The 22,976-nt window shown below is 50.4% G+C and carries 15 protein-coding genes and 1 pseudogene; 13 read left to right on the top strand and 3 right to left on the bottom strand.

From position 1 onward, the window contains the following. Positions 1 to 10 precede the first annotated feature (10 nt). Positions 11 to 1,102, top strand: coding sequence for a 2-aminoethylphosphonate--pyruvate transaminase (locus HMPREF9441_RS00550; protein ID WP_008616726.1), 1,092 nt, complete (start codon positions 11 to 13; stop codon positions 1,100 to 1,102). A 113-nt stretch (positions 1,103 to 1,215) separates the two neighbouring features. On the opposite strand, the gene HMPREF9441_RS00545 is transcribed toward HMPREF9441_RS00550, so the two are convergent. Next, a complete protein-coding gene (locus tag HMPREF9441_RS00545; protein ID WP_008616724.1) occupies positions 1,216 to 1,983 on the bottom strand; it encodes a YaaA family protein in 768 nt (255 codons plus the stop codon). A gap of 1,105 nt (positions 1,984 to 3,088) precedes the next feature. On the opposite strand from HMPREF9441_RS00545, the gene HMPREF9441_RS00535 reads away from it, so the two are divergent. The 5 genes from HMPREF9441_RS00535 to HMPREF9441_RS00515 all read left to right on the top strand — a co-directional run bounded on the left by HMPREF9441_RS00535 (position 3,089) and on the right by HMPREF9441_RS00515 (position 12,070). Continuing rightward, positions 3,089 to 4,144, top strand: a complete 1,056-nt coding sequence (locus HMPREF9441_RS00535; RefSeq protein WP_244949539.1) for a hypothetical protein — start codon at positions 3,089 to 3,091, stop codon at positions 4,142 to 4,144. 18 nt (positions 4,145 to 4,162) lie between these two features. Then, positions 4,163 to 5,650, top strand: a complete 1,488-nt coding sequence (locus tag HMPREF9441_RS00530) for a hypothetical protein (protein ID WP_244949538.1) — start codon at positions 4,163 to 4,165, stop codon at positions 5,648 to 5,650. A gap of 132 nt (positions 5,651 to 5,782) precedes the next feature. Beyond that, entirely contained in the window at positions 5,783 to 6,334 is a 552-nt protein-coding gene (locus HMPREF9441_RS00525; protein ID WP_008616712.1) for an HD domain-containing protein, read from the top strand. A gap of 104 nt (positions 6,335 to 6,438) precedes the next feature. Further along, positions 6,439 to 9,258, top strand: a complete 2,820-nt coding sequence (locus HMPREF9441_RS00520; protein WP_008616709.1) for a putative LPS assembly protein LptD — start codon at positions 6,439 to 6,441, stop codon at positions 9,256 to 9,258. A 55-nt stretch (positions 9,259 to 9,313) separates the two neighbouring features. Further along, a complete protein-coding gene (locus tag HMPREF9441_RS00515) occupies positions 9,314 to 12,070 on the top strand; it encodes a heparinase II/III domain-containing protein (RefSeq protein WP_008616702.1) in 2,757 nt (918 codons plus the stop codon). Between the two features lie 206 nt (positions 12,071 to 12,276). Here the strand turns inward: HMPREF9441_RS00515 and HMPREF9441_RS00510 are convergent, their stop codons facing one another. Then, positions 12,277 to 12,621: a hypothetical protein gene (locus tag HMPREF9441_RS00510; RefSeq protein WP_008616700.1), complete on the bottom strand. Its 345-nt coding sequence runs from the start codon at positions 12,619 to 12,621 to the stop codon at positions 12,277 to 12,279. A gap of 78 nt (positions 12,622 to 12,699) precedes the next feature. Between HMPREF9441_RS00510 and HMPREF9441_RS00505 the strand changes: the two genes are divergently transcribed. The 7 genes from HMPREF9441_RS00505 to HMPREF9441_RS00475 all read left to right on the top strand — a co-directional run bounded on the left by HMPREF9441_RS00505 (position 12,700) and on the right by HMPREF9441_RS00475 (position 22,713). After that, positions 12,700 to 13,383, top strand: a complete 684-nt coding sequence (locus HMPREF9441_RS00505; protein ID WP_244949536.1) for a BACON domain-containing protein — start codon at positions 12,700 to 12,702, stop codon at positions 13,381 to 13,383. A gap of 46 nt (positions 13,384 to 13,429) precedes the next feature. Beyond that, complete coding sequence (locus tag HMPREF9441_RS00500) at positions 13,430 to 16,030, top strand: alpha-L-arabinofuranosidase C-terminal domain-containing protein (protein ID WP_008616697.1); 2,601 nt, start codon at positions 13,430 to 13,432, stop codon at positions 16,028 to 16,030. 178 nt (positions 16,031 to 16,208) lie between these two features. Next, complete coding sequence (locus tag HMPREF9441_RS00495) at positions 16,209 to 17,870, top strand: glycoside hydrolase family 43 protein (RefSeq protein ID WP_172634891.1); 1,662 nt, start codon at positions 16,209 to 16,211, stop codon at positions 17,868 to 17,870. A 36-nt stretch (positions 17,871 to 17,906) separates the two neighbouring features. Further along, positions 17,907 to 19,073 (top strand): MFS transporter, encoded by a 1,167-nt coding sequence (locus HMPREF9441_RS00490; RefSeq protein WP_008616695.1) that lies wholly within the window; start codon positions 17,907 to 17,909, stop codon positions 19,071 to 19,073. A 20-nt stretch (positions 19,074 to 19,093) separates the two neighbouring features. After that, positions 19,094 to 20,344 (top strand): glycoside hydrolase family 88 protein, encoded by a 1,251-nt coding sequence (locus HMPREF9441_RS00485; RefSeq protein WP_172634890.1) that lies wholly within the window; start codon positions 19,094 to 19,096, stop codon positions 20,342 to 20,344. A 132-nt stretch (positions 20,345 to 20,476) separates the two neighbouring features. Next, positions 20,477 to 21,523, top strand: a complete 1,047-nt coding sequence (locus HMPREF9441_RS00480) for a 6-bladed beta-propeller (RefSeq protein WP_008616693.1) — start codon at positions 20,477 to 20,479, stop codon at positions 21,521 to 21,523. Between the two features lie 206 nt (positions 21,524 to 21,729). Then, entirely contained in the window at positions 21,730 to 22,713 is a 984-nt protein-coding gene (locus HMPREF9441_RS00475) for a TolB-like 6-bladed beta-propeller domain-containing protein (RefSeq protein ID WP_008616690.1), read from the top strand. Between the two features lie 120 nt (positions 22,714 to 22,833). On the opposite strand, the pseudogene HMPREF9441_RS19300 reads toward HMPREF9441_RS00475, so the two are convergent. Next, positions 22,834 to 22,976: pseudogene (locus HMPREF9441_RS19300) on the bottom strand (Rpn family recombination-promoting nuclease/putative transposase); the annotation flags it as partial.

The raw sequence follows: 22,976 nt of genomic DNA, 5'->3' as shown, positions 1-22,976 counted from the left end.
AAACAAGAATATGAGACCTTATCTTTTGTTGACGCCCGGTCCGTTGACCACTTCAGAAACCGTAAAAGAAGCCATGCTGAGTGACTGGTGCACTTGGGATGAAGATTATAATGTGGGAATCGTGGAAGAAATCCGCAAATCGCTGGTGGAGATGGCCACGAAACATCCGGAAGAGTACACTTCCGTGCTGATGCAGGGTAGCGGTACCTATTGTGTGGAAGCCGTGTTGGGCAGTGCCCTCAAGCAGGGTGACAAACTGCTTATCTTCAGCAACGGTGCTTACGGCAACCGCATGGGAGTCATTGCCGACCGCCACGGTATTGCCTACGACATGGTGGCTTTCGAGGAAACCATGCAGGTAGACCCCGAAATGGTGGAGAAGAACCTGTCGCGCCACGGCGATGTGACCCACGTGGCTTTCGTACACTGCGAGACGACTACGGGTATCCTGAACCCGCTGCCGGAATTGGCCCGTGTGGTCAAGGCGCATGGCAAGAAGCTGATTGTGGATGCGATGAGCAGTTTCGGCGGTGTGCCTTTGGATGTGCAGGAACTCGGCATCGATTTCCTCATCAGCAGTGCGAACAAATGTATCCAGGGCGTACCCGGTTTCGGCTTTATCATCGCCCGTCGCAGTGAACTGATGGCTTGCAAGGGCGTGTCGCGTTCTTTGTCGCTCGACATCTACGACCAGTGGGAGACGATGGAAAAAGGGCATGGCAAGTGGCGTTTCACCTCGCCTACCCACGTGGTACGCGCCTTCAAGGAAGCTATGGAAGAGCTGAAGGCCGAAGGGGGAGTGGTAGCCCGTTATGCCCGTTACTGCAAGAACCACGAAGTATTGGTAAAAGGCATGGAGTCGCTCGGCTTCAAGGCATTGTTGCCGGCAGCCGTACAGTCGCCGGTTATCACTTCGTTCCTTTATCCTGAGAAGGATTTCGACTTCAAGGCTTTCTATGCCGAGTTGAAAGCGAAGGGCTTCGTGATATATCCGGGCAAGATTTCCCAGGCCGACACTTTCCGTATCGGGAACATCGGCGACGTATATCCTGAAGATTTCGAGCGTCTGGTAGAGACTGTGAAGGCTTGCCGTGAGGCTTGATCTCGATAAAATGTGTTGATAGGTGCGCCCGTCGGATATGACTCCGGCGGGCGTGTTTTTTTATGGACTCGTGAGGGGCGGAGCGGGTTTTGCCGGGAGATGCGGGCACATGGTTATGTCCCAGGCGTGAAGACCCAATGGTCATCGTGGCTTTCACGGGGATTGAAACGATAGCCTTCCCATTCGAAGGTTTTCAAATCTTCGGGATTTTCAATACGGTTCTTTAGGATGAAACGTGTCATTTCGCCCCGGCACATCTTGGCATAGACCACTACGGTGGACAACCGTCCGCCTTTGTAAGTATAAAAATCCGGGGTAATCACCCGTACTTCCCGGGTGACGCGTGTCCAGTCGAACAAGTTTTTCATTTCCGCACTGGCCAGATTCACCAATATGCCCCCTTGTTGCCGTATGGCCGAAATGAAGGTGTCCGTCAGGCGTGCGCGCCAATAGGCGAACAGGGTACGGTCTTCTTCCTCCGGCAGTCGCACGTGCCCTTCCAGCCGGTAGTTCCGGATGCGGTCGGCCGGTCTCAACAGCCCGTAGAGAAATGAGGTGATGAACAGGTGGCTTTGGGCGTATGCCCAGTCTTCCGCCGTGAAATCTTGTGGCGCGATGTGCCTGAACACCATGCCCGTGTAGGCCGATAAGGCCGGAAGTCCGGTTGCCCCTTCGTCATGGAATGTGCGGAATTGCAGGCAGGTGCGTGCCGCGATTTGAGGATTGACATGTAGCATGTCGGCCAGTTCTCCGGCCGTATAGGCCGTCATGGACAAGGCGATATGACGTGCCTCTTCGATGAACAGAGGAGAGGAGGCTGGGGGAAGCACCGTCGGCGTTTTTTCCGTCATGGTTTTGGCACAAGAGATGAATGTGAGCATTTCCAGAGAGGATTTATGGGTTGAGTTATAATCATTTTGACGGCAAAATTAGGTAAAAATGAATCTTTTTGCTACTTAATTAGCGTTTTTTAGTCTTTTCACTCGCTATAAAAAGGAGCAGATAGGATGGATTTCCGCTAAAAAATGCCCTTTTTTTCACTTGGTGGCGGCAGGATGTCCGCAGAAAATATGATTTTTATGAGCCGAAATAAAAATCGTTTGGCTGAAAGCGGAAAACGAATCTCAGCCGATTGAATGTGAAAACTCGTAAAAACGATATTTTCGAGGGCTGTAGGAAGGGAAAAGCAGCCCTGAAACGGGTTTTTTATCTCTATTTGGGCATTTCGGATGTACAAGTACGGGGTGTCAAAATGTCGCACGGAATGCTTTACGGCTTACAGTCCGACGGTTTTTGGCCGGAGGAGGAGGGGGCATGTCTGTCGTTTTGTCGTTTTTTCTACAAAAAGCTGTCTTTTGGGGTATGGCATGAGGTGCGAGATTCGCGTGTTTGTGCCTGCTGTGCGGTGGACGCCGGAATATGAAAACCACGAGTGGACGCGATGGACAAAATGACAAAAAGTAAGTTCCCCGTTTTCCTTTTTGGCGGCTTGCAGAAAAAGTCCCGGTTTTTCTTTTGTGGTGTCCAAATAAATTTCATATCTTTGTCTTCACGAAGATAGGATGCGGTTCGGCATAGGCAAGCCGGAAAACTTTGTTTTCGTTTGTCTCTGCGCTCACCTTTCGCTATCTTTGTCCCGAGTCCCGTAGTGTCGGGATGGTAGAATAGAAGAGAGCGTCTTTTTGGAAATTACTTTGTCGCAATAGAAAATCCCCAAATTCTAAATGAGAACGCAAAGTGATACAACAGATGCTCACGCTTCATGTATATACCCGTGCTTGCATTCCCTGTTTCGTCAGGGGATGTGGGCATGTATATCCATAAGCGTGAGGCTGTTGTTTGGCTGTTTGCGTTTTCACCGGAATGGGGATTCCGCTATTGTGGCAAGCAGTCCGGCAAGCAGCCTCACGCTCCTCTTTAAATCTTGAAAATGATTGTAAACAGTCCGGTGGATGGCTGACGGACGCAATAAAAAAGATGAAGAATATGAAGAAATTTTTTCTCTTGATGATGGCTTGCGGCGTGGCTCTTTGGGGACGTGCGCAGCAAGGGACGGATGTCCTCATGGCAACCCTTCAACACGGGGATGAGGTGAGTGTGTATTACGGTAAAACGGCCTTGGAGGAAGCTTACACGGCTGCTGCGGACAGCGGGGACGTGGTTACGTTGAGTGCGGGGGTGTTTTCTTTTTCTAATCATGAATTTCAAAAATCATTGTCTGTTGTAGGGAATGGTTTTGTGTCAGACATGGAGAACGGGATATATCCTACAATTATTGAAGATGGTCTTTATTTTAAACCTCGGGATGTAGTGGACGATGACGGTGAAATGGTGAAGGAAGGTGTAAAAGTTGATGGAATCCGATTAGAAGGTCTTAAACTTTCTTATGTATTATTTCAAAGCTCAGGTGTGATTCGGGATTTTCAGATTGTGAAATGTCAGTTAAGTGGCTCTGAACGTCCTCTTCTTTTTGAATCCAGTACGGAGAACTTTGTTTTACGGCAAAGTGTTTGTGATGGTGTGCAATTCGGTGCAGGTAATTGGTGCAACCATCAAAATTTTTATATTTGTGGCAGTTATGTCGCGGTTATAGATTTTCCTAAAGAGTATTGTACCGTAAATGTTGATCACTCATTGATAAATTCTTTGTATCAAAATAATTTGGTTGGGCTTTCATTAGGTAATAGTATCGTGAAGGCATCTAATATTTCGAGTGGTGTAGTGGCTAATAATTGTGTTTTTATAGATAATACTCCATATAATCTAATAGGAGCTGGCAACTGGGTAGACTGCAAATATGCCGGAATCTTCGAGGAAAGCATGAACGATCTGGCATGGGACGGCGTGAAAACATTCAAACTGAAATATCCCGAAGAGTACGTAGGGACGGACGGCACGCAGGTCGGACTTTACGGTGGTCCTTATCCTTACAACCCTACGCCTTCCATACCCCAAATCAAAGAAAGCCATATCGACACGACGGTGGCCGCCGACGGCAAGCTGAAAGTGAGCATGACGGTAGAGGCGCAAACCGAAGACTAACGGGAAATGGAGGTGCGTATGAAAATCTATCATTGGTTACTTCCCGCCCTTTCGCTTTTCCCTGCTTCTGCTGCCGCACAGATGGCCGGTTATGAATACTGGACAGACGGGAACGACACACAGCGTACGTACGTGGAGCAGACACAAGGAAGCGTGGGGATAGAGATAGATGTGGCGGATTTACGTCCGGGCATACACCGTTTTCACTTCCGTGCATGCGATGCGCAGGGGCGTTGGAGCAGTCCGTTTTGCCGTTATTTCCTCCGTTTGGGAAAAGCGTATGACGGCACCGGCATGGCCACATGCGAATATGCCATAGACGGTGGCGAATGGGCGGAGGCCGCTTTGGTCGACGGCCGTCTCGATTTGGAGCTTCCCGTATCAGGCTTGGTGCCGGGCGTGCACCGTCTTATGCTCCGCTTTGCCGACGAAGCCGGACGTTGGACAGGGATAATGACCCGTAATTTTGTATGTCTCGGGCCGGATTATTCTTCCAATACCCTGCGGAGCTATGAGTGCTGGATAGACGGCGATTATGCCGCACGGGTGGAAGGCGCGGCCGAAGGAGGCATGGTGGAACTGGAGCTTTCCACGTCGGATTTGTCCTACGGGCTTCATCGCGTGTCATTTCGTAGCCGGGATGAGGCGGGGCGTTGGAGTGCGCCGTTCTCCCGTTATTTTGTGAAGGCAGAACCTTCTTTGGCCAACAACCGTATAGAAGCCTATGAATATTGGTTCAACAACGGAAAAACCACACGGGTGGAAGTCACCCCGGCCAATCCTTTTGCGGCGGATGATATTGGGGTGGACGTAGAGGGTGTCGTGCCGCATGAGATCCCGGAGGATTACACGGTGGATTGGGAAACTTGTACTGCCTATTGCCCGGACGACGTGGTATTCGGCATGCGTTTCGGCGATACCTCCGGACGTTGGACTGAGGCGCGTACCGACACGTTTGCCTATGACGTTCCGGTGGCATTGGATTTCCGTTCCTTGGTTTACGGTGATTCGGCCATGGTCGTGCAACCCGAAGAAGGCCGGATTTACGCTTACGAAGTCACGGCGCAGGCTGGTGATTCATTGGTCTGGGGAGCGAATGCTCCTTGCCGGATGGACATCTATGACGAAAGCGGGACACGGCTTTACCGTTTAGGCCAGTCCATAGGCGCGATGGAACAGAAGATGGAGGCGGAAACCAACGGGAAACTGTATGCGTTGGCTTACGGTGCACGTGTGGACACCTTGTATTTGTGGTGTCATAAATTGGTGCCGACCCGTGTCTCATGGGTAGAGTCCGGCATCAAAGTCTCGGTGTCGGAAGGGCATATCCGTGTGGTGCAGGCCGAAGGATGGGATTGTTCGGTTTACCATACGCAAGGATATGTGTTAGAACGGCGTAAGGGGCTGAAAGTTTCTGAAGATTTCGTCCTTCCGCGAGGAATCTATGTGGTTTCTCTGACGGCGAAAGACGGTAATACATATAAGAAAAAAGTAATCGTCCCGTAAACGATTGGCGTTAAGGTGGGTGGACCCGGATGAGAGAGTTCCGGGTCTGCCTTTATGTATTTTAAGGATGGTTCTTAGGAAAACACTGTTTTTTATCGTACTTTTGTGGCGATTAATCCGAGCTGAAATAAAATGGATGCAATAGCCCTGATAGATAAATATTACGCTGACAGCCCCCGTTTGAGGGAACTTCTATGGATTCATAGCCGCCAGGTGGCCGACCGTTGCCTGAAAATTGCAGCACTCCATCCGGAACTGGATTTGGACAAGGCATTTTTGGAAGAAGCAGCTTTGTTGCATGATATCGGCATTTTGCATACCCACGCTCCCGGTATTTTGTGTACGGGAGACGCACCTTATATTTGCCACGGTTATCTCGGGGCGGAGATGTTGCGTGCGGAAGGATTTCCGCTCCATGCCAGGGTGTGCGAGCGTCATACCGGCGCGGGGCTTTCACGGGAAGAAGTCGTAGCGCAGGGCTTGCCAATACCCGTACAGGATTATTATCCGGAGACTTTGGAAGAACAGCTCATCTGTTATGCGGATAAATTTTATTCCAAATCCCATCCCGACCGGGAAAAAACACCGGAACAGGCGTTGAAGAGCGTAAGCAAGTATGGCGAGGACGGGGCACGGCGTTTTCGGTGTTGGATGGAACTTTTTACGGAAAATCTCGGGCATTAAGCGGATTTTGTGTAATTTTGCATTCGCTTACTGATTTAGAACAAGACTGAATTCGGTTGAAAACAAAAATAGCTATATTCCTTTTGGTGGGTAGTTCATTCTGTATGCTGGCGCAAGGCGGATTGAACGGAGGGCTTTCGTCTTCTTACGTTGAGATAGGAAGAGGAATGTCCGATAGTCTGGCAAAAGATAGTAGAGCGGCGGATTCTTTACTGAAAGATACGATACTTTCCGGTTTGCGTGAAATGGCAGCGGACAGTGTCGGACATGTTCCTGACAGTGTTCGGGAAAAGGTTGCCGCACCGGATAGCATCGGAGCGGTGGTCACAGACAGCGTACAGACAGATTCGGTGGCGGAAGACACCGCTAAGGTGAGCAAGTCGGTGCTCGACCAGCCTGTAGAATATACGGCTTCCGACTCGGTGACTTTCGAGGCCGGACTGGGAAATGCCAATTTGTATGGTAACAGTAAAGTAAATTATACCAATCTGGAATTGCAGGCCGATTGGATCACGATGAACATGGACAGCAGCATCGTGCATGCCGTAGGGCGTCCCGACTCGACCGGGAAAGTGCAGAACCAACCGGTATTCAAGCAAGGAAGCGACCAGTATGAGCCGGAACGTATCAGTTACAATTTCAAGACCCGCAAGGCTTTTATCGATAATGTGTATACCCAACAGGGCGACGGGTTCCTGATTAGCGAGGAGTCCAAACGTGATGCGGAAGGCGTGATGTACGTGCGTCACGGGAAATATACGACCTGTAACGCCAAGCATCCTCATTTTTACATGGCATTGACCCGTGCGAAAGTACGTCCGGGAAAGGATGTCGTCTTCGGCCCGGCCTATCTGGTGGTGGAGGATGTACCTTTGCCGTTGGCCATTCCTTACGGTTTCTTCCCCTTCAGTAAGAAATATTCTTCAGGATTCATCATGCCCACGTTCGGCGATGAGAGTATCCGTGGGTTTTATTTGCGCGATGGCGGATATTATTTCGCCATCAACGATATGATAGACTTGAAACTTATCGGAGAGATTTATACCAAAGGCTCGTGGGGACTGAGTACGCAATCCAATTACCGTAAGCGTTACCGCTTCAATGGTAACTTCTTCCTGAGTTATCAGAATACGGTGGAAGGAGAGAAGAACATGCCGGATTATTCAAAGTCCACCAGTTTCAAAATCCAGTGGACGCATCGTCAGGATGCCAAAGCTAATCCTTCGCAAAGTTTTTCTGCCAGTGTGAATTTCGCTACCTCCAACTACGAGCGCAACAACCTGACGAGTATGTACAATCCGGAGAACTACACGCAGAGTACGCGTACGTCGAGTGTGGCTTATTCCAAAACTTTCGAGCGGATAGGGTTGACGCTTTCCAGCTCCTTTAACTTGTCGCAAAGCATTCAGGATTCTTCCCTGTCGATGACTTTGCCAAGCCTTGATATTACATTGGCGCGTTTCTATCCTTTCAAGCGCAAGAAGGCTGCGGGGAAAGAAAAGTGGTACGAAAAGATTGCTTTAAGCTACACCGGAAGCTTGAGCAACAGCATAGATACGAAAGAAGACTTGTTGTTCAAGTCCAACCTGATTAAGGACTGGCGTAACGGTATGCGCCATAACGTACCCATCAGTGCGACGTTCAGTTTGTTCAACTATATCAATGTCACGCCGGAATTCAGGTTTACCGACCGCATGTATACGCATAAGGTCATGAAAGGATGGGATGAAGAAAACCAACGTGAGGTGAACGACACGATCTGGGGATTCCAGAACGTGTATAATTATGATATGAGCGTATCGGCCACGACCAAACTTTACGGTTTTTACACGCCGCTGTTCGGTAAGAAGATACAGACCATCCGCCATGTCTTCACGCCGACCGTAAGCTTTAATTATGCACCGGATTTCGGTACGTCCCGTTATGGCTATTATGCGTCGTACGTGAAGACGGATAAAGACGGCAATGTGTCTACGGTGAGCTATTCTCCTTATAGCGGCAGCCTCTATGGTGTGCCGGGGCGGGGTAAGACCGGAAGCGTGTCGATGGACATCTCCAATAATATCGAGATGAAGGTCCGTACGAAGAACGATTCGGTACGGAAAGTCAGCCTTATCGACGAACTGGGAGCGAACCTGAGTTATAACATGGCGGCCGAGCGTCAGCCGTGGAGCGATTTGTCCATGAGGGTGCGTATCAAGACGCCTTGGAACTACACGTTCAGCATGAACGCCCAGTTTGCCACTTATGCGTACGAGTTCGACGAAAACGGAAGAGTACAGGTTGGCGACCGTACGGAATGGTCGTACGGACGTTTCGGACGTTTTCAAGGTATGTCGCAGAACTTGTCTTATACGTTCAACAACGAGACCTTCAGGAAGCTTTTCGGATGGGGGAAAGGCCGCAGTGAAGAAGTGAAGGAAACAGACGGCGAGACGGATGAGGAGGATGTGGGCGACACGAATATAGACCCCGACCGTAAGAAGTCGGAACGGGCCGGAGCCAAAAAGGAGCCGCAAAAGGCCGAAGTGGATGAAGACGGTTATCTGAAATTCCAGTTGCCGTGGTCGTTTACCGTATCTTACGGTGTGACTATGTCGGAAAACACCGGTGCACAGATTCGTGTGAAGAAGATGCGCTACCCATATAAGCTGACCCATACGCTGAACTTTTCGGGGAATATCCGTATTTCGGACGGATGGAACCTGACCTATTCTTCGGGATATGACTTCAACTATCATCGTCTGTCTATGACAACAGCCTCTGTTTCACGCGACTTACATTGTTTTTCCATGTCGGCAAGCGTGGTGTTGAGTCCTTATACTTCCTATAATTTCACCTTTTCAGCCAACGCTTCGGAGCTGGCCGACGTGCTGAAATGGAAAAAACAAAGTAGCTATAGTTCAAATATTGAGTGGTATTGATTGCGTATAATGTGACGTTCGTTCGTATATATTATATGAGAATCAAATATTATAAATGAAACTTATGGGAAAAAATTGGTTTATGTTCGTGGCCATGAGCCTCGGGACGGAATTTGCCGTAATGTCGGCCACCCCTGTCCCGGATGGGAGAGAGGCAGGGCATCCGTGTGTCGTAACGACTCCTTCGGAGAAGTCCGCTACTTTGAAACTGATAGAGGAACAGGATTGGGCGCGCAAGGTCGTGGAAGCCTTGAGGCAAAATGTGGACAAGTATGCGGAGCGTGGGGAAGACTATTTGAGTTCGCGGCTTTATATGAATTGGAAAACACAGGCCAAGGACGTGTATATCCGTGGTGAATGGTTCAGCCATGTGGGAGAAGAAAAGGCACCGGTGCCTACGGTCATGTTCAGCGGTGCACGGGCTGCCGCCACGGCGTACGCCCGTCCGGGAATAGAAGAACGTTTGCCGTATGCCGACGAGACACAAGGCGTTTACATGAAAAACCGTAATTTGCCGGGTCAGCCTTTGGAATGGGTAAGGCCCGAGAAAGTAGGCACGCAGATAGAGAGCGGCAACATAGACATCATGCGTCATACACGCGATGCGGCCTACCTGTGGTGGCTGACGGGAGAAGAGAAGTATGGCCGGATGGCGGCAAAAGTGCTCGATACTTATTTGCAGGGGATTTATTACCGCGACCTGCCCCGGGACTTGAACCATGGCCACCAACAGACGTTGGTCGGCATGACATCTTTTGAAGTCATCCATGAAGGCATCGTGCCCCTCCTTACCGAATGCTACGACTTCCTTTATACCTATATGGAACGGCATTATGCGGACTGCATGCCCGTTTATGCCGGTGCGCTGAAGAAAATGGCCGACGTGATCGTCCGTAACGGTGTGCCCCATAATAATTGGAATATCATCCAGGCACGTTTTATCTTTGCCATCGCGTTGGTGTTGGACGAAAATGAAGCTTACGAAGACGGAAAGGGACGGGAATATTATTTCGATGTCGTGGCGCAGGACAGCACCTTGCGGCAGTGGGGACTGAAGACCTTGGCCGACTACGGTTTCGATGCAGGAACGGGAATCTGGAACGAATGCCCGGGATACAGTTGCAACGTGGTCAATGATTATACGGATTTTGTCTTGCTGTTCGACAAGTACCTTGGGCGCGACCTGACCCGCGAAATCCCGGTGATAGAAAAAGCCGTGGCCGCCACCCCGCAATACTGCTTCCCCAACCGTAAGATTGTAGGATTCGGGGACACGCATCCCGGACCGTTGCGCACGAGCTACTTCGGCAGCATGGTGAAGAATGCCCGGCGGTATGGCAAGCGGAGGCAGGAGGAACGCTTCACGGCCATGTTGCGTTGTTTTGAACCGGACTTCGCTGCGTCGCAAGACCGTCCCAGGAGCGGCGGGAACCTGATGAACCTCTATCCGCAGGAGGATTTGACGATAGACACGACGATTGCGGCCGGTGACATAGAAACGTATGTCAGTCCGACTTTTTATGTGCCGAAGGTCAGTTGGCTGGTGCAGCGCAACGGCATGGATGCCGGGCGGAGCCTGATGTATTCGTTGAACGGCAGCGAGGGCAACCATCAGCATGCCAACGGCTTGTCGGTGGAGTTCTATGGGAAGGGCCTGACGTTGGGGCCTGACGCGGGCATCGGGCAATCCTTGTATTCCGGTCTGGACTATCTGGAGTATTACAGCCAGTTCCCCAGTCACAATACGGTTTGTGTGGACGGCATTTCTTCTTATCCCGTGATGAAGAGCAACCATGCGTTCAAATTGTTGCACAGTTACCCCCAGCCGTCTACGGCCGAAGAACGGAATTTGGCATCGGAGAATTACTTCAGGGGAGTCTGTTATACCGAGACATACTTCCGTGAACCGGAGTCGCAGGCCGACCAGACACGCCTGTTGAGCATCGTGGATACGGACGGCGGCGGTTATTATGTGGACATATTCCGAAGCCGGAAGCATGAAGGCGGTGACAAGATGCACGATTATTTCTACCATAATTTGGGGCAGACGATGAGCGTGACGGCGGCCGACGGCAGTCCGTTGGACTTCGCGCCGTCGGAGGAACTGAGTTTCGCCGGAGCACACCTGTATGCTTATTCTTATATATACGACCAGCAAATGGTGCAGACGGACAAAGACATCCGTGCGGATTTCACGGTACGCCCCGATGCCGGGGGCGACGACATCCGCATGACGATGTGGCAACAGGGCATGCCCGGGCGGAAGATTTTCCGTGCGTTGAGCCCCGAGACGGAAGGATTGAGCCGCGACAGGAGCATGCCTTACAAGATAAAAGGGCAACCGACCCTGACGTATGTAGCCCGCCAGACGGGCGAGGCTTGGACGCGCCCGTTCGTGTCGGTGTTCGAACCGTCCGTGTCGTCGGAAGGCAACTCTGTCAGCCGTGTGGACTTTGTCCGGCCGGAGGGGGCGGACGATGCGGCAGGTATCGAAGTGACACTGAAGGACGGCCGGAAGGATTTTATTCTCTCTGCTACGTCTTTCGACAAAGAAACCGGATGGGGGAAGATGAAAGCCCGCGCTTCGTATGCCTGCCTGCGCGAGAAAGACGGCAGGCCTGTGCGCTTGCTGTTGGGGCATGGCTTGCAGTTCCTTTCGGAAGGCATAGAGGTACGTTCGTCCGAACCGGTAGACGTGTCCATGGAACGGAAAGGCGGGGTATGGTATTATACAGCCAGTCGCCCTTGCGAAATCAAGTGCGGCGGAAAGACCAAAAAGGTAAAGGCAACGGGCTGTCCTGCGAAGTGGTAAATAGGCGTAAAAAATTACAAAATTAGAGGGACGCGACATCGTCGGGAGAACGGCTTTTCGTTCTGCGCCAAACGAAAAATCAATCTCAGGAGATTGAAAAATCGTTTGGCGCAGAACTTTTTTCCAATCTCAGCCGCACCGTCCGAGTTGTGGCGCGGAGGTGTTTTTCCCGTTTCGGAGATTTTGGGGTGAAACGCTTGTTCCGGTTAGAACAGAGTGGGGTAATCAATCGTTTTTTCTTCTTTTTCAGGGACTTCTGTGGCTTCTTCCGATGGAATTTCGGTGAAGTCGATTCGCATCTGTCGGCAGACGTTGGGCTTCAGGGCATACCAACCACGGTTGGCCGTCCCCATGAAAGGCGACGATGGTTTGCAAGATTGTGCCCATAAAAAGAAACGTACATTCTGGTAAACCCTTTCGTAGGTCAGTTCCGTATTAAACAGTCCGGCGTGCCGATTGTAGACCTGTTTGGCGATGATGCCTACGGGAAGTCCTTCGCAGCCCTTCGTCTGCAAGATTTCATAAATATCGTTATAAAAAGGGTTTTCCATCTTGCAAAGATAATGATAAATGGGGATACTTTCAATTATTTATTTATCTTTGCTCATCATTTTAATGAAATAAATATCATGAAGAAAGTACTTGGGTTTTCAGTAGCTTTGGCCGCTGTTTTGTTTGCGGCTTGTGATAATAAGGAGAATTCTTACAATTTTGCACAAATCATTTATCCGAGCGGATACGGTTCTGTGCTTTATGCCGACCAGACCGTTGATTCTTTGAGGTTTGCCACTACTTATGATTGGTCTCTTTCGGTGTCGGAAGGTTGGATTCATGTGGACGCGGATTCCATGTCCGGTACCGTTCCCCAAGGATATTTTATGGTGAAAAGGCTCGATGTGGACTTGGATGTGAACAACACGGACACGGTTCGTACGGGTTACATTTATTTCCATGCCGACGGTAAGACGCTGGTGACTTCTTACACACAGTATCACTATTTGAATATCGAGCGCCCGGTGCGCAGAAACTACCAGTTCACGTTGCAGGATACGGCCCGTCAGGTGCGTGACAGTCTGATATTCCAGACTTACGGTGACGACTGGACGTTGGCTTTCAAGGGAGAAGCGCCTGCGTGGGTGCGTCTGGCCGACGGGGCTGCCACTTCCGGGCGTGCCGGAAAATATACTGTGCATTACCAATTGGACCAGAACACGACGACAGCCGAACGTACGGCCGTGTTGGAACTGAAGAGCCGGGGCGTTTCGACGGACATCCGGATTAAACAGTTGGGATTGAAAGCCGAAGAAGATTAAACGGTTAGGCAATATATTTTTATCTAATTTTCAATATTAATTTGACATGAAAAAACATTTCGTGAACAAGGCTCTTTCTGCGGCCTTGTTGGGGTGCGGATTGTGGACGGCCGGTTCTGCTGGGGCGGCTGTTCCCGATTCGGTGTATCTCATGGCCTATAATGTGCATGCGGGCGGTGGGTTGAATTTTGCTTGGAGTGCGAACCGGCAGGTGTGGAAGGGGATTGGGCCCGGCCATGCTTTCATTAAGAGCGACTTCGGGACATGGGGACCGGAAAAGAAAATGTACCATCCGAATCTGATACAGATGCCGGACGGGACGTGGCGTTGCGTGTTCCAGGTGAACGATTATGCCAATCAGTTTGCCGTGGCTTACAGTGCCGATTTGGTAAAATGGCGGCCGCAGGACTATCCTTATATGGAAGGGGTGAACAGTTGTATCGCTCCCGTGTTGTCGTACGACGCGGCAACGGCTACTTATAAGGTAGTGTTCAAGACCAAGGATGGCGGGGTGTACGAAACCGTTTCCAAAGATTTTTATCATTTCAGCAAGCCGCGCAAAGTCGATGCTTCCGTTTATCCTTCGGTGACGGAGCAGGCATTTGTGGGCGGGCAGCCGGTGAACGGACAGGTATTCAAGGTGCCGTATGCCGGAGTGGAGCGCATGGTACAGGCTGTAGAAAGCGCAGCATACTGGGCCGCACTCAACGGAGAATTGGCGCGGGACAATGAAGTGCGTTTCCGAGGCTTGAAGCCTCTTGAAGCCACAATCAAGATAGATGCGGGCCGGACGAAGAAGATCAGCGATAAATTGATCGGTATCTTTTTTGAGGACATCAATTACGCTGCCGACGGCGGTTTGTATGCCGAGTTGGTGCAGAATCGTGATTTTGAATATTCCCAAGCCGATGTCAAGGGTGGAAACAAGGCATGGAAAGCTGATTTTGCCTGGACGTTGGAAGGCGACGGCGGGACGTGGGAGATACGGACATCCGAGCCTATCCACGAGAACAACCCTAATTATGCCGTCGTGGACGTGAAACAGCCTAGTCAGGTGGCCTTGTTGAATGGAGGTTTCGACGGTATTCCCGTCCGTGAAGGTGAGAAATACGATTTGTCGGTGTTTGCCAAGCAGTTGGAGGGCAAAGGCGGAAAGATACGGGTGAGCCTTGTGCAGGATGGTCGGGTGGTGGCACAGACTACCCTTAAAGCTCCCAAGTCGGACTGGAAAAAAATGACTGCGGTGCTGAAAGCCGATGCCGATGCCGACCATGCTTCCATCAAAGTGGAACCGTTGGGGACGGGCAAGGTGGCTTTGGACATGATTTCGCTTTTCCCGCAACAGACGTTTAAGGGGCGCAAGAACGGCCTGCGGGCTGACTTGGCCCAGGCTTTGGCCGATTTGAAACCGAAGTTCATGCGCTTCCCCGGCGGTTGTGTGGCTCATGGTGACGGTTTGCACAACATTTATAATTGGAAGGAGACGATCGGTCCGTTGGAAGCCCGCAAACCCCAACGCAACTTGTGGGGCTACCATCAGACGAAAGGCTTGGGGTACTATGAGTACTTCCAGTTCTGCGAGGACATGGGGTGCGAACCGCTTCCGGTGCTGGCGGCCGGTGTGAGTTGCCAGAATTCGAGCGACCGCGGACACGGACAACAGGGAGGTATCCCGATGGACAAAATGCCGAAATACGTACAGGATGTGTTGGATCTGATTGAGTGGGCTAACGGAGACGCCAAGACTACGAAATGGGGTAAACTCCGTGCCGAGCAAGGACACCCGGCACCGTTTAATCTGAAGTATATCGGTATCGGCAACGAAGACTTGATTTCCAAAACGTTTGAAGAACGTTATCTGATGATTGTCAAGGCTGTGAAAGAGAAGTATCCTGACATCGTCGTTTGCGGTACGTCGGGACCGTGGTCGGAAGGTAGTGATTACGAGACCGGTTGGCGTTTGGCTAAAGACCATAAGATAGACATGATCGACGAGCATTATTATCAGACGCCCGGTTGGTTCATTTATCATCAGGACTATTATGACCAATACGACCGTAACGGTTCCAAAGTGTATTTGGGCGAATACGCGGCTCATACTCCCGGCCGTCCCAACAACATAGAGACGGCCTTGTGCGAAGCCCTGCACATTTGCGGCATGGAGCGCAACGGTGATGTGGTGGCCATGAGCTCGTATGCTCCTTTGTTGGCCAAAGAACACCATACGCAATGGAATCCCGACATGATTTATTTCAATAACAAGGAAGTGAAGCCCACGGTAGGTTACTACGTGCAGAAGCTTTGCGGCAACTATTGCGGCGACGAGTATATCGAAAGCACGCTTTCGGTGAACGAAGGCCGTAAGGGGGTACGCGAGCGTCTGGCGGTCAGTACGGTACGTGATTCCAAAACCGGAAAAGTGTACATCAAAATGGTGAACCTCCTGAACCATCCCGTGAAAGGGAAGCTGGACTTGTCGAGCCTGAAAGACCGTTTCGGCGAGGCGCAGAGTCTGGATGCCCGCCTGCACGTGTTGACCGGTAACTGGGACGACCGCAATGCCCGTCCGAAGGAGAGCGACATCAAGGTGAAACCTGAATTCGACTATGAGCTTCCGGCTTATTCGTTCAGCCTGATTGAGATTTAAAGGCTTGTCCGTTAGCATAAAAGAACCTTGCCAAGAGCTGATTTTGCTTTTTGCAAGGTTTTTTTGTATTCTTAAATAGGGAGAATCCGCTCTTCGTTCGTATATATATAATAAGGAAAGATTATAAATCGAATCAAACAGAAAGTGTACAATGATGAAAGAAAGTTTATCAAGAGGTATGTTGCGGGTGGCGATGTGCGGTTGCCTCCTTTGCGGAGGAATCCCGCTTGCGGCGCAAACGCAGGAATACCTGTCAGCAGTATGGTCGCCCGATTTGGGCAATGGCATGTACAAGAATCCGGTGATTCATGCGGATTATTCCGACCCCGATGTCTGTGCCGTGGGGAATGATTTTTATCTGACGGCTTCCAGTTTCTCCTGTGTGCCCGGCCTGCCCATCCTTCACTCCAAGGACTTGGTGAATTGGAAAGTCGTGAACTATGCTTTGAAGGAACTGGTTCCGACGGACTTTTACGCTACCGTGCAGCATGGCAGGGGTGTATGGGCACCGAGTATCCGTTACCATAACGGGGAGTACTATATCTATTGGGGCGACCCGGACTTCGGCGTGTATATGGTCAAGGCGGAAGACCCCGCCGGCGAATGGTCGGATCCGGTGTTGGTCAAGGCTGCCAAAGGCATTATCGACCCCTGTCCGTTGTGGGACGATGACGGAAAGTGTTATCTGGCTTACGCGTGGGCCGGAAGCCGTGCACAAATCAATTCCGTGTTGTGTGTGGCCGAAATGAACGCGGAGGGCACGAAAGTAGTCGGCCCTTCCCGCATCGTGTATGACGGAAATGATGATGTGAACCACACGGCTGAGGGACCTAAGTTTTATAAACGCAACGGTTACTATTACCTGATGTTTCCGGCCGGTGGCGTGCAAATGGGATGGCAGATGGCCGCCCGCAGCCGCAACGTGTACGGGCCGTACGAAGCGCGTCGCGTCATGGAGCAGGGGGATACTCCGGTCAACGGACCCCATCAGGGCGGTTGGGTGCAGACCGCATCCGGAGAAGACTGGTTCGTGCACTTTCAGGATAAAGGATGCTACGGCCGTGTGACTTGGCTCGAACCCATGACGTGGAAAGACGACTGGCCGGTGGTGGGCGAGGATAAGGACGGTGACGGTTGCGGCAATCCCGTACTGACCTACCGCAAGCCGTCCGTGCCGTCTTCCGTCCGGGTAAATCCGGCCGAAAACGACGAATTCGACACTACGGAGCTTGGATTGCAATGGCAATGGCATTCCAATTATCAGGATTTATACGGATTTACCACTCCGTACGGTTTTATCCGTTTATATTCTTGGCCGTTATCCGAAAAGTATATAAATTTGTGGGAAGCATCCAATATGTTGCTCCAAAAGTTCCCCGCCGAGACTTTTACGGCTACGACAAAAGTCACGATGGTGAGCAAGGAAGACGGTCAGGAAGGCGGCCTGATAGTCATGGGATGGGATTATGCGGCACTGACCGTGCGTCGGGAGGGCGACCGTTTCATCCTCATTCAGCGGGTTTGTAAGGATGCAGAGCAAGGCGGGAAGGAATCTGTGGAAAAATTGGCGGGTTTCGAGCCGTCCGAACGTCAAACTATCATTTATTCACCCACGGTCAGCCGTTCGGTCTATTTGCGGGTACAAGTGGCCGAAGAAGGGATGTGCCGTTTTGCATACAGTCTCGACGGTCAGACGTTTACTCCCTGTGGCAAGCCGTTCAAAGCCCGTCAGGGCAAGTGGATAGGCGCAAAGGTGGGCTTCGTATGCGTGGAGCCGCATGCCGAACCTGCGGTGAACCGGGGATGGATGGATGTAGACTGGTTCCGAGTTACTCCGTAAACGGGAAAAACACTCATTTTAAAATATAAAAACAACATGAAAAAACAAACATCTATGCTTGCGGTCCTTCCCGTTCTGTTCGGGTTCTTTGTGATGGGCTTTTGTGACATTGTCGGTATTTCGTCGGATTATGCGCGCGAAGCGTTCGGTTGGAGCCATACCATGGCCGGTTTCGTGCCTTCGATGGTCTTCATTTGGTTTCTGTTTTTCAGCATACCGGTGGGCATCAAGATGAACGCCTGGGGGCGCAAGAACACCGTCATGCTCAGTATGGCGGTCACGCTTGTGGGTATGCTCATTCCGTTGTTGAAGACCGATTGGGCCTGTCTTGTGGGGTATGCCCTGTTGGGAATCGGCAACACCATCCTGCAAGTGTCGCTCAATCCTTTGTTGAATAATGTGGTGACCGACCAGAAACTGTTGACCAGCAGTCTGACCGCCGGGCAGGTTGTCAAGGCTGTTTCTTCGTTCTGCGGCCCGTTCATCATGCTTTTTGCCGTGAACGTGCTGGGCGGCGGCGACAAGGACAACTGGTATCTGGCTTTCCCCGTGCTCGGTGCCATTACGTTAGTGTCCGCCCTTTGGCTGTACTTCACGCCCATACCTCATGAGAAAAGGGAAGACAGCGGCGTGACGATGGGGAAGGTGTGGGGCTTGCTGTCCGACCGTACCATCCTGTTGCTCTTCCTGGGTATCTTCTTCGTGGTGGGTATCGACGTGGCCACGAACTTCATCAGTTCGAAAGTCATGATAGCCCGTTTCGGTTGGGATACATCGGATGCCGGTGTGGCTCCTCAGGTGTACTTCATTTGCCGTACGGTGGGAGCGTTCCTCGGTGTGTTCTTCATGACCAAGATATCCGAGATGAAGTATTTCCGTATCAATATTCTGGCCGCTATTGCCGCCATTCTGGTGTTGGCTTTCTATGAAGATGCCACGGTGGATCTGATTTGTGTGGGCGGCATCGGATTCTTCTGCTCCTGCATTTTCTCCATCATCTACTCCATGGCCGTACAGCGCATGCCGGAGAAAGCCAATCTGATTTCCGGTCTGATGATTACGGCGGTGGCCGGTGGCGGTGCGGTGACCCCGTTGATTGGTGCGGCTACGGACGCGGCCGGTATCACAGCCGGTGTGTGCGTGCTGCTGATTTGTGCTTTCTATCTCACTTTCTGCGCATACGGCGTGAAGAGTACACGATAGGGATTTTTAGAATGATAACAATGAAACGGATAAACTATAAAATAGGATTTGTATTGCTGTTGGGATTGTGCTGCCGTCCGGTGGCAGCCCAGCAGCGGGTCGATGTAGAGAAAGACTTGCAATACTGTCATCGTCAGGTGGCACGTGCACTGGCAGGTTTGAAGAAAGACGGCGGATGGGATTATACCCGAATGCCGCGTAACATTCTTGCGGAAGATTTGAAGGAGGGCCGGACGGAGTGGAATTGCCGTCCGGCTACACCCGAAGAGTGGTGCGGCGGTTTTTGGCCGGGCGTGTTGTGGTATGACTATGAATATGGGGGCGAGGCTTACATCGGACGTCAGGCCCGGAACTACACGGCCTCACTGGCTTACTTGGCCGACCGTGACCCGTACGACCATGATTTGGGCTTTCTGGTGCATTGCAGTTTCGGCAACGGGATGCGCATCGCGCCTTGTGCGTCCTACCGAGATGTCATTGTCGGCACGGCCAACCAGTTGGCCAAACTTTTCAATCCCCGGATAGGTACCATTCTGAGTTGGCCGCGTGAAGTCGAAAAACAAGGATGGCCGCACAATACCATCATGGACAATATGATAAACTTGGAGATGCTTTTCTGGGCTTCCCGTAATGGTGGTGGACAGAACTTGTACGACATCGCTGTGCGTCATGCCGAGACGACGATGAACAACCATTTCCGCAAGGATGGCTCTTGCTATCATGTGGCGGTCTACGACACGGTGAGCGGTAAGTTGATAAAAGGTGTCACACACCAAGGGTATTCGGACCGGTCGATGTGGGCGAGGGGGCAGTCTTGGGCCATTTACGGTTACACGATGGTGTATCGTGAGACCCGTGACCCCCGCTTTCTGGCTTTTGCGCAAAAGGTGACGGATGTGTACCTCAAACGTTTGCCCGAACGGTCGGACGACTGGGTACCGTTGTGGGACTTCGACGACCCGTCGCCGTCGGCACCCAAGGATGCTTCGGCTGCCTGTGTGGTGGCTTCCGCTTTGTTGGAGTTGAGCGGTTATGTGGATGTAGAGAAGGGACGGCAATATCGTGAGGCGGCAGAAAACATGTTGTCCTCCCTGAGCCGGAACTACCAGAGCGGAGAACGTTGCGTGTCTTTCCTGCTTCACAGTACGGGACACCATCCGGCCGGGAGCGAGATAGACGCTTCCATCATCTATGCCGATTACTATTATTATGAGGCCTTGTTGCGCTTGCGCCGGTTGCAGCAAGGACGTCCGGTGTTAGGCATCGGATGATGACTTGAAACTTTCGGGTTTCTCTTTCACTGCCATATTGCAGTCGGGGGAGAGACCCGAAATATTTGTGTACATAAAGTTGAGATAAACATGCTGTATGGTTTTGAAATAAAAGAATAATGGTGCTGCGAAATGAAGACAATGGTTTGGATGGCCGTGGCAGGTGTGGTATGGACTTGTTGGGGCTGCAAAGACGAAAATGGTGTAAAGAAAGGAAAAGACGAACCGTGGGTTGTGGAAATTAAATCTTTCGAGAGAGATGAGTTGAAAGTGTCGGATATTTTGGCACGTATAGACACAGTAGAGTTGTATACGGATGGGAAGGCCATGGCTTCGATAGGAGATTTGTGTTTTCTGGATTCCATGGTCTATATATTGGACGTTTCGAAAGCCGTGTCGGCCTTCAACCTGCGTACAGGGAGATTATGCAAGCAGATACGGACGGTGGGACGGGGGCATAATGAGTATATTATGCCAAACGCTATTGCTTCAGGAGGCGGCCGGGTGCACTTGATGGATTTTTCCGGAAGATGTATCCTCTCTTATGATGCAGACCTGAATTTGTTGCACCGTACGCCTGTAGATTTTATGATGCATGACATTATTCCTGTAGATGACGGATTCTTGCTTAGTAACAGCTCTCCCGGAGACCGTGAAGAATTGATTATCCATACGGATACATCGGGCAAGGTATTGGGTAGGTTCCTTTCTGCTGATTTAAGTCAGGCAATTTGGCCGGTGGGCAAACCTTTTATCCGTAATCCGAAGGGGGACGTTTTCCTGAAAGCACCCTTTTCCAACGATATTTATGTTTGGCGTGATACGGTTCCGGTATTGGCTTATCGTGCGGACTATGGTAGCCTGACTCCCGAACAAGGTCGGGAGGCGGAAGACTTCCTGAGCGCGGGAAAGGTCGGGACGTTTCATGATTTTTTGACCTCCGACCGTTGGTTGGGTATTTTTGAATATGCGGATGAGGTCTATTGTCACATGGAAAACCTGTCCGACGGACAATCCCACCTTCAAGGAAAGCTTGTGCGAGATGTCCCCGGTTTTTATCCCCAGTGGCAGTATGGTGAAGCGTTGGTTGGGGCTGTTCACGGTGATGATTACGGCAGCGAGGCCAAACTTCAAGAAACAAGATTGGGGGCGGTTCTCTTTTTTTATTATTTGAAATAAAAATAGGGATACAAACTTTTTTTCTTACTTTTTTTTGCATTTTTATTTGAACTTCGAATCGAATCTCGTATATTTGCGGATGTAAGTAAGGAAACTCTTACATTTATACTTTCCCGATGGGGGCGATGTGAAAGATGGAGTAGCACCGTCCCCACATTTTGATATAGTGGAAAACAACTTGTTATTCGTCTAATTATGATAATATCATGAAAAAAGTTCTTTTGTATGTATCGTTTGTTACAGCATTAGTGTCGTGTAATAATGATAAGACTGCGCCACGATGGGAAGAGAAACATAATACTCGTGAGTTTGGTGCTGTCATTTCAATGGAAACCTATCCGGTTGTGGTAGATGAATTTATGAATATAAAAGAGTGGTGTATCGTGGATACAATGCTCATTTGTAAGAATGGTGGTGGCGAACCATTTTATTATGTGTTCAACACAAATGATTTCCGGATTACCGGAAAATTCGGCCGTAAAGGAAACGGAGAGAATGAATGGATTTCTCCTCACTTGATACCAATAACGGATACTGCTTATACCGTCATTGATAATTTTCGGTGGGGAATCTATGACGTGACGAAGGTCGACAGTTCGTATGTGATTCAAAAGAAAAAGAATATGGGCGTGCAGATGCCTTTAAATTCCCCTAAGTTTGTCTCATATTCAACTTTTGGAAATATTTCATATAGTCCGCGAGAAGTTGTATGGGAGATTACGGATATAGAGAATCTGTCATGTTCGGATTCGATTGTTTTTTTTGACGAAAGTAAAGGTGGTAATTCCACGCTTTATAATTTTTCGTATGATGTGGCGTTTGGGTATGCCGTATTTGCTTACCTTTATCAGGATGGTTTTATGATAGCCTCATTGTCCGACGGGCGGCATGTGATACCAGAGTTGGCCGTAAAGGGTGACGGAGAAGAAAGGATGAAAGACGGAGGGTATTATACGGATGTGGTATGCGGAAAGAAATGCTTTTACCTTTTGTCGCAGGGAGACGTGGAGACATCTGGATTGTCAGGAACATCTTCCATAGAGGTTTATGACTATGAGGGGAATCCTATGAAGAAAATAAACTTAGATATCATAGCGTCTCATATGGTTTACGATAAAATAAACAAAAGGGTTATTTTCAGTCCTTCAATGGATAATGATTTACATGTATTGGATTATGAGTTTGAATAGATAAATTATTCTTACCACAAACCGGAAAACCATTGTGTTATGATTGGTTTTCCGGTTTGTGATGATTCGTTTCGGGTATATATGCGACGGTGTGAACCGGAATGACACCCTACAAGAAACCTACAATTTCACGATGTCTTCTTTGGAGAGTCCGGTGGCGCGAGAAATATCTTCTATGGACAGCCCCATGGCTTTCAGGTTCTGTGCCGTGGATAATATGCCTTCTGCGCGTCCTTCCGCTAATCCCTCTGCGCGTCCTTCCG

Origin of the sequence: Paraprevotella clara YIT 11840 (assembly GCF_000233955.1) — a bacterium.
In the GTDB taxonomy this organism is placed as follows: domain Bacteria; phylum Bacteroidota; class Bacteroidia; order Bacteroidales; family Bacteroidaceae; genus Paraprevotella; species Paraprevotella clara.
Note: the sequence above shows the minus strand (reverse complement) of the source record. Positions and strands in the feature narration are given on the sequence as shown.

Bases quoted from the DNA above. Each gene is read 5' to 3' on its own strand.
- HMPREF9441_RS00550 (WP_008616726.1), top strand. From the start codon at position 11: ATGAGACCTTATCTTTTGTTGACGCCCGGTCCGTTGACCACTTCAGAA.
- HMPREF9441_RS00545 (WP_008616724.1), bottom strand. From the start codon at position 1,983: ATGCTCACATTCATCTCTTGTGCCAAAACCATGACGGAAAAAACGCCG.
- HMPREF9441_RS00535 (WP_244949539.1), top strand. From the start codon at position 3,089: ATGAAGAAATTTTTTCTCTTGATGATGGCTTGCGGCGTGGCTCTTTGG.
- HMPREF9441_RS00530 (WP_244949538.1), top strand. From the start codon at position 4,163: ATGAAAATCTATCATTGGTTACTTCCCGCCCTTTCGCTTTTCCCTGCT.
- HMPREF9441_RS00525 (WP_008616712.1), top strand. From the start codon at position 5,783: ATGGATGCAATAGCCCTGATAGATAAATATTACGCTGACAGCCCCCGT.
- HMPREF9441_RS00520 (WP_008616709.1), top strand. From the start codon at position 6,439: ATGCTGGCGCAAGGCGGATTGAACGGAGGGCTTTCGTCTTCTTACGTT.
- HMPREF9441_RS00515 (WP_008616702.1), top strand. From the start codon at position 9,314: ATGAAACTTATGGGAAAAAATTGGTTTATGTTCGTGGCCATGAGCCTC.
- HMPREF9441_RS00510 (WP_008616700.1), bottom strand. From the start codon at position 12,621: ATGGAAAACCCTTTTTATAACGATATTTATGAAATCTTGCAGACGAAG.
- HMPREF9441_RS00505 (WP_244949536.1), top strand. From the start codon at position 12,700: ATGAAGAAAGTACTTGGGTTTTCAGTAGCTTTGGCCGCTGTTTTGTTT.
- HMPREF9441_RS00500 (WP_008616697.1), top strand. From the start codon at position 13,430: ATGAAAAAACATTTCGTGAACAAGGCTCTTTCTGCGGCCTTGTTGGGG.
- HMPREF9441_RS00495 (WP_172634891.1), top strand. From the start codon at position 16,209: ATGTTGCGGGTGGCGATGTGCGGTTGCCTCCTTTGCGGAGGAATCCCG.
- HMPREF9441_RS00490 (WP_008616695.1), top strand. From the start codon at position 17,907: ATGAAAAAACAAACATCTATGCTTGCGGTCCTTCCCGTTCTGTTCGGG.
- HMPREF9441_RS00485 (WP_172634890.1), top strand. From the start codon at position 19,094: ATGAAACGGATAAACTATAAAATAGGATTTGTATTGCTGTTGGGATTG.
- HMPREF9441_RS00480 (WP_008616693.1), top strand. From the start codon at position 20,477: ATGAAGACAATGGTTTGGATGGCCGTGGCAGGTGTGGTATGGACTTGT.
- HMPREF9441_RS00475 (WP_008616690.1), top strand. From the start codon at position 21,730: ATGAAAAAAGTTCTTTTGTATGTATCGTTTGTTACAGCATTAGTGTCG.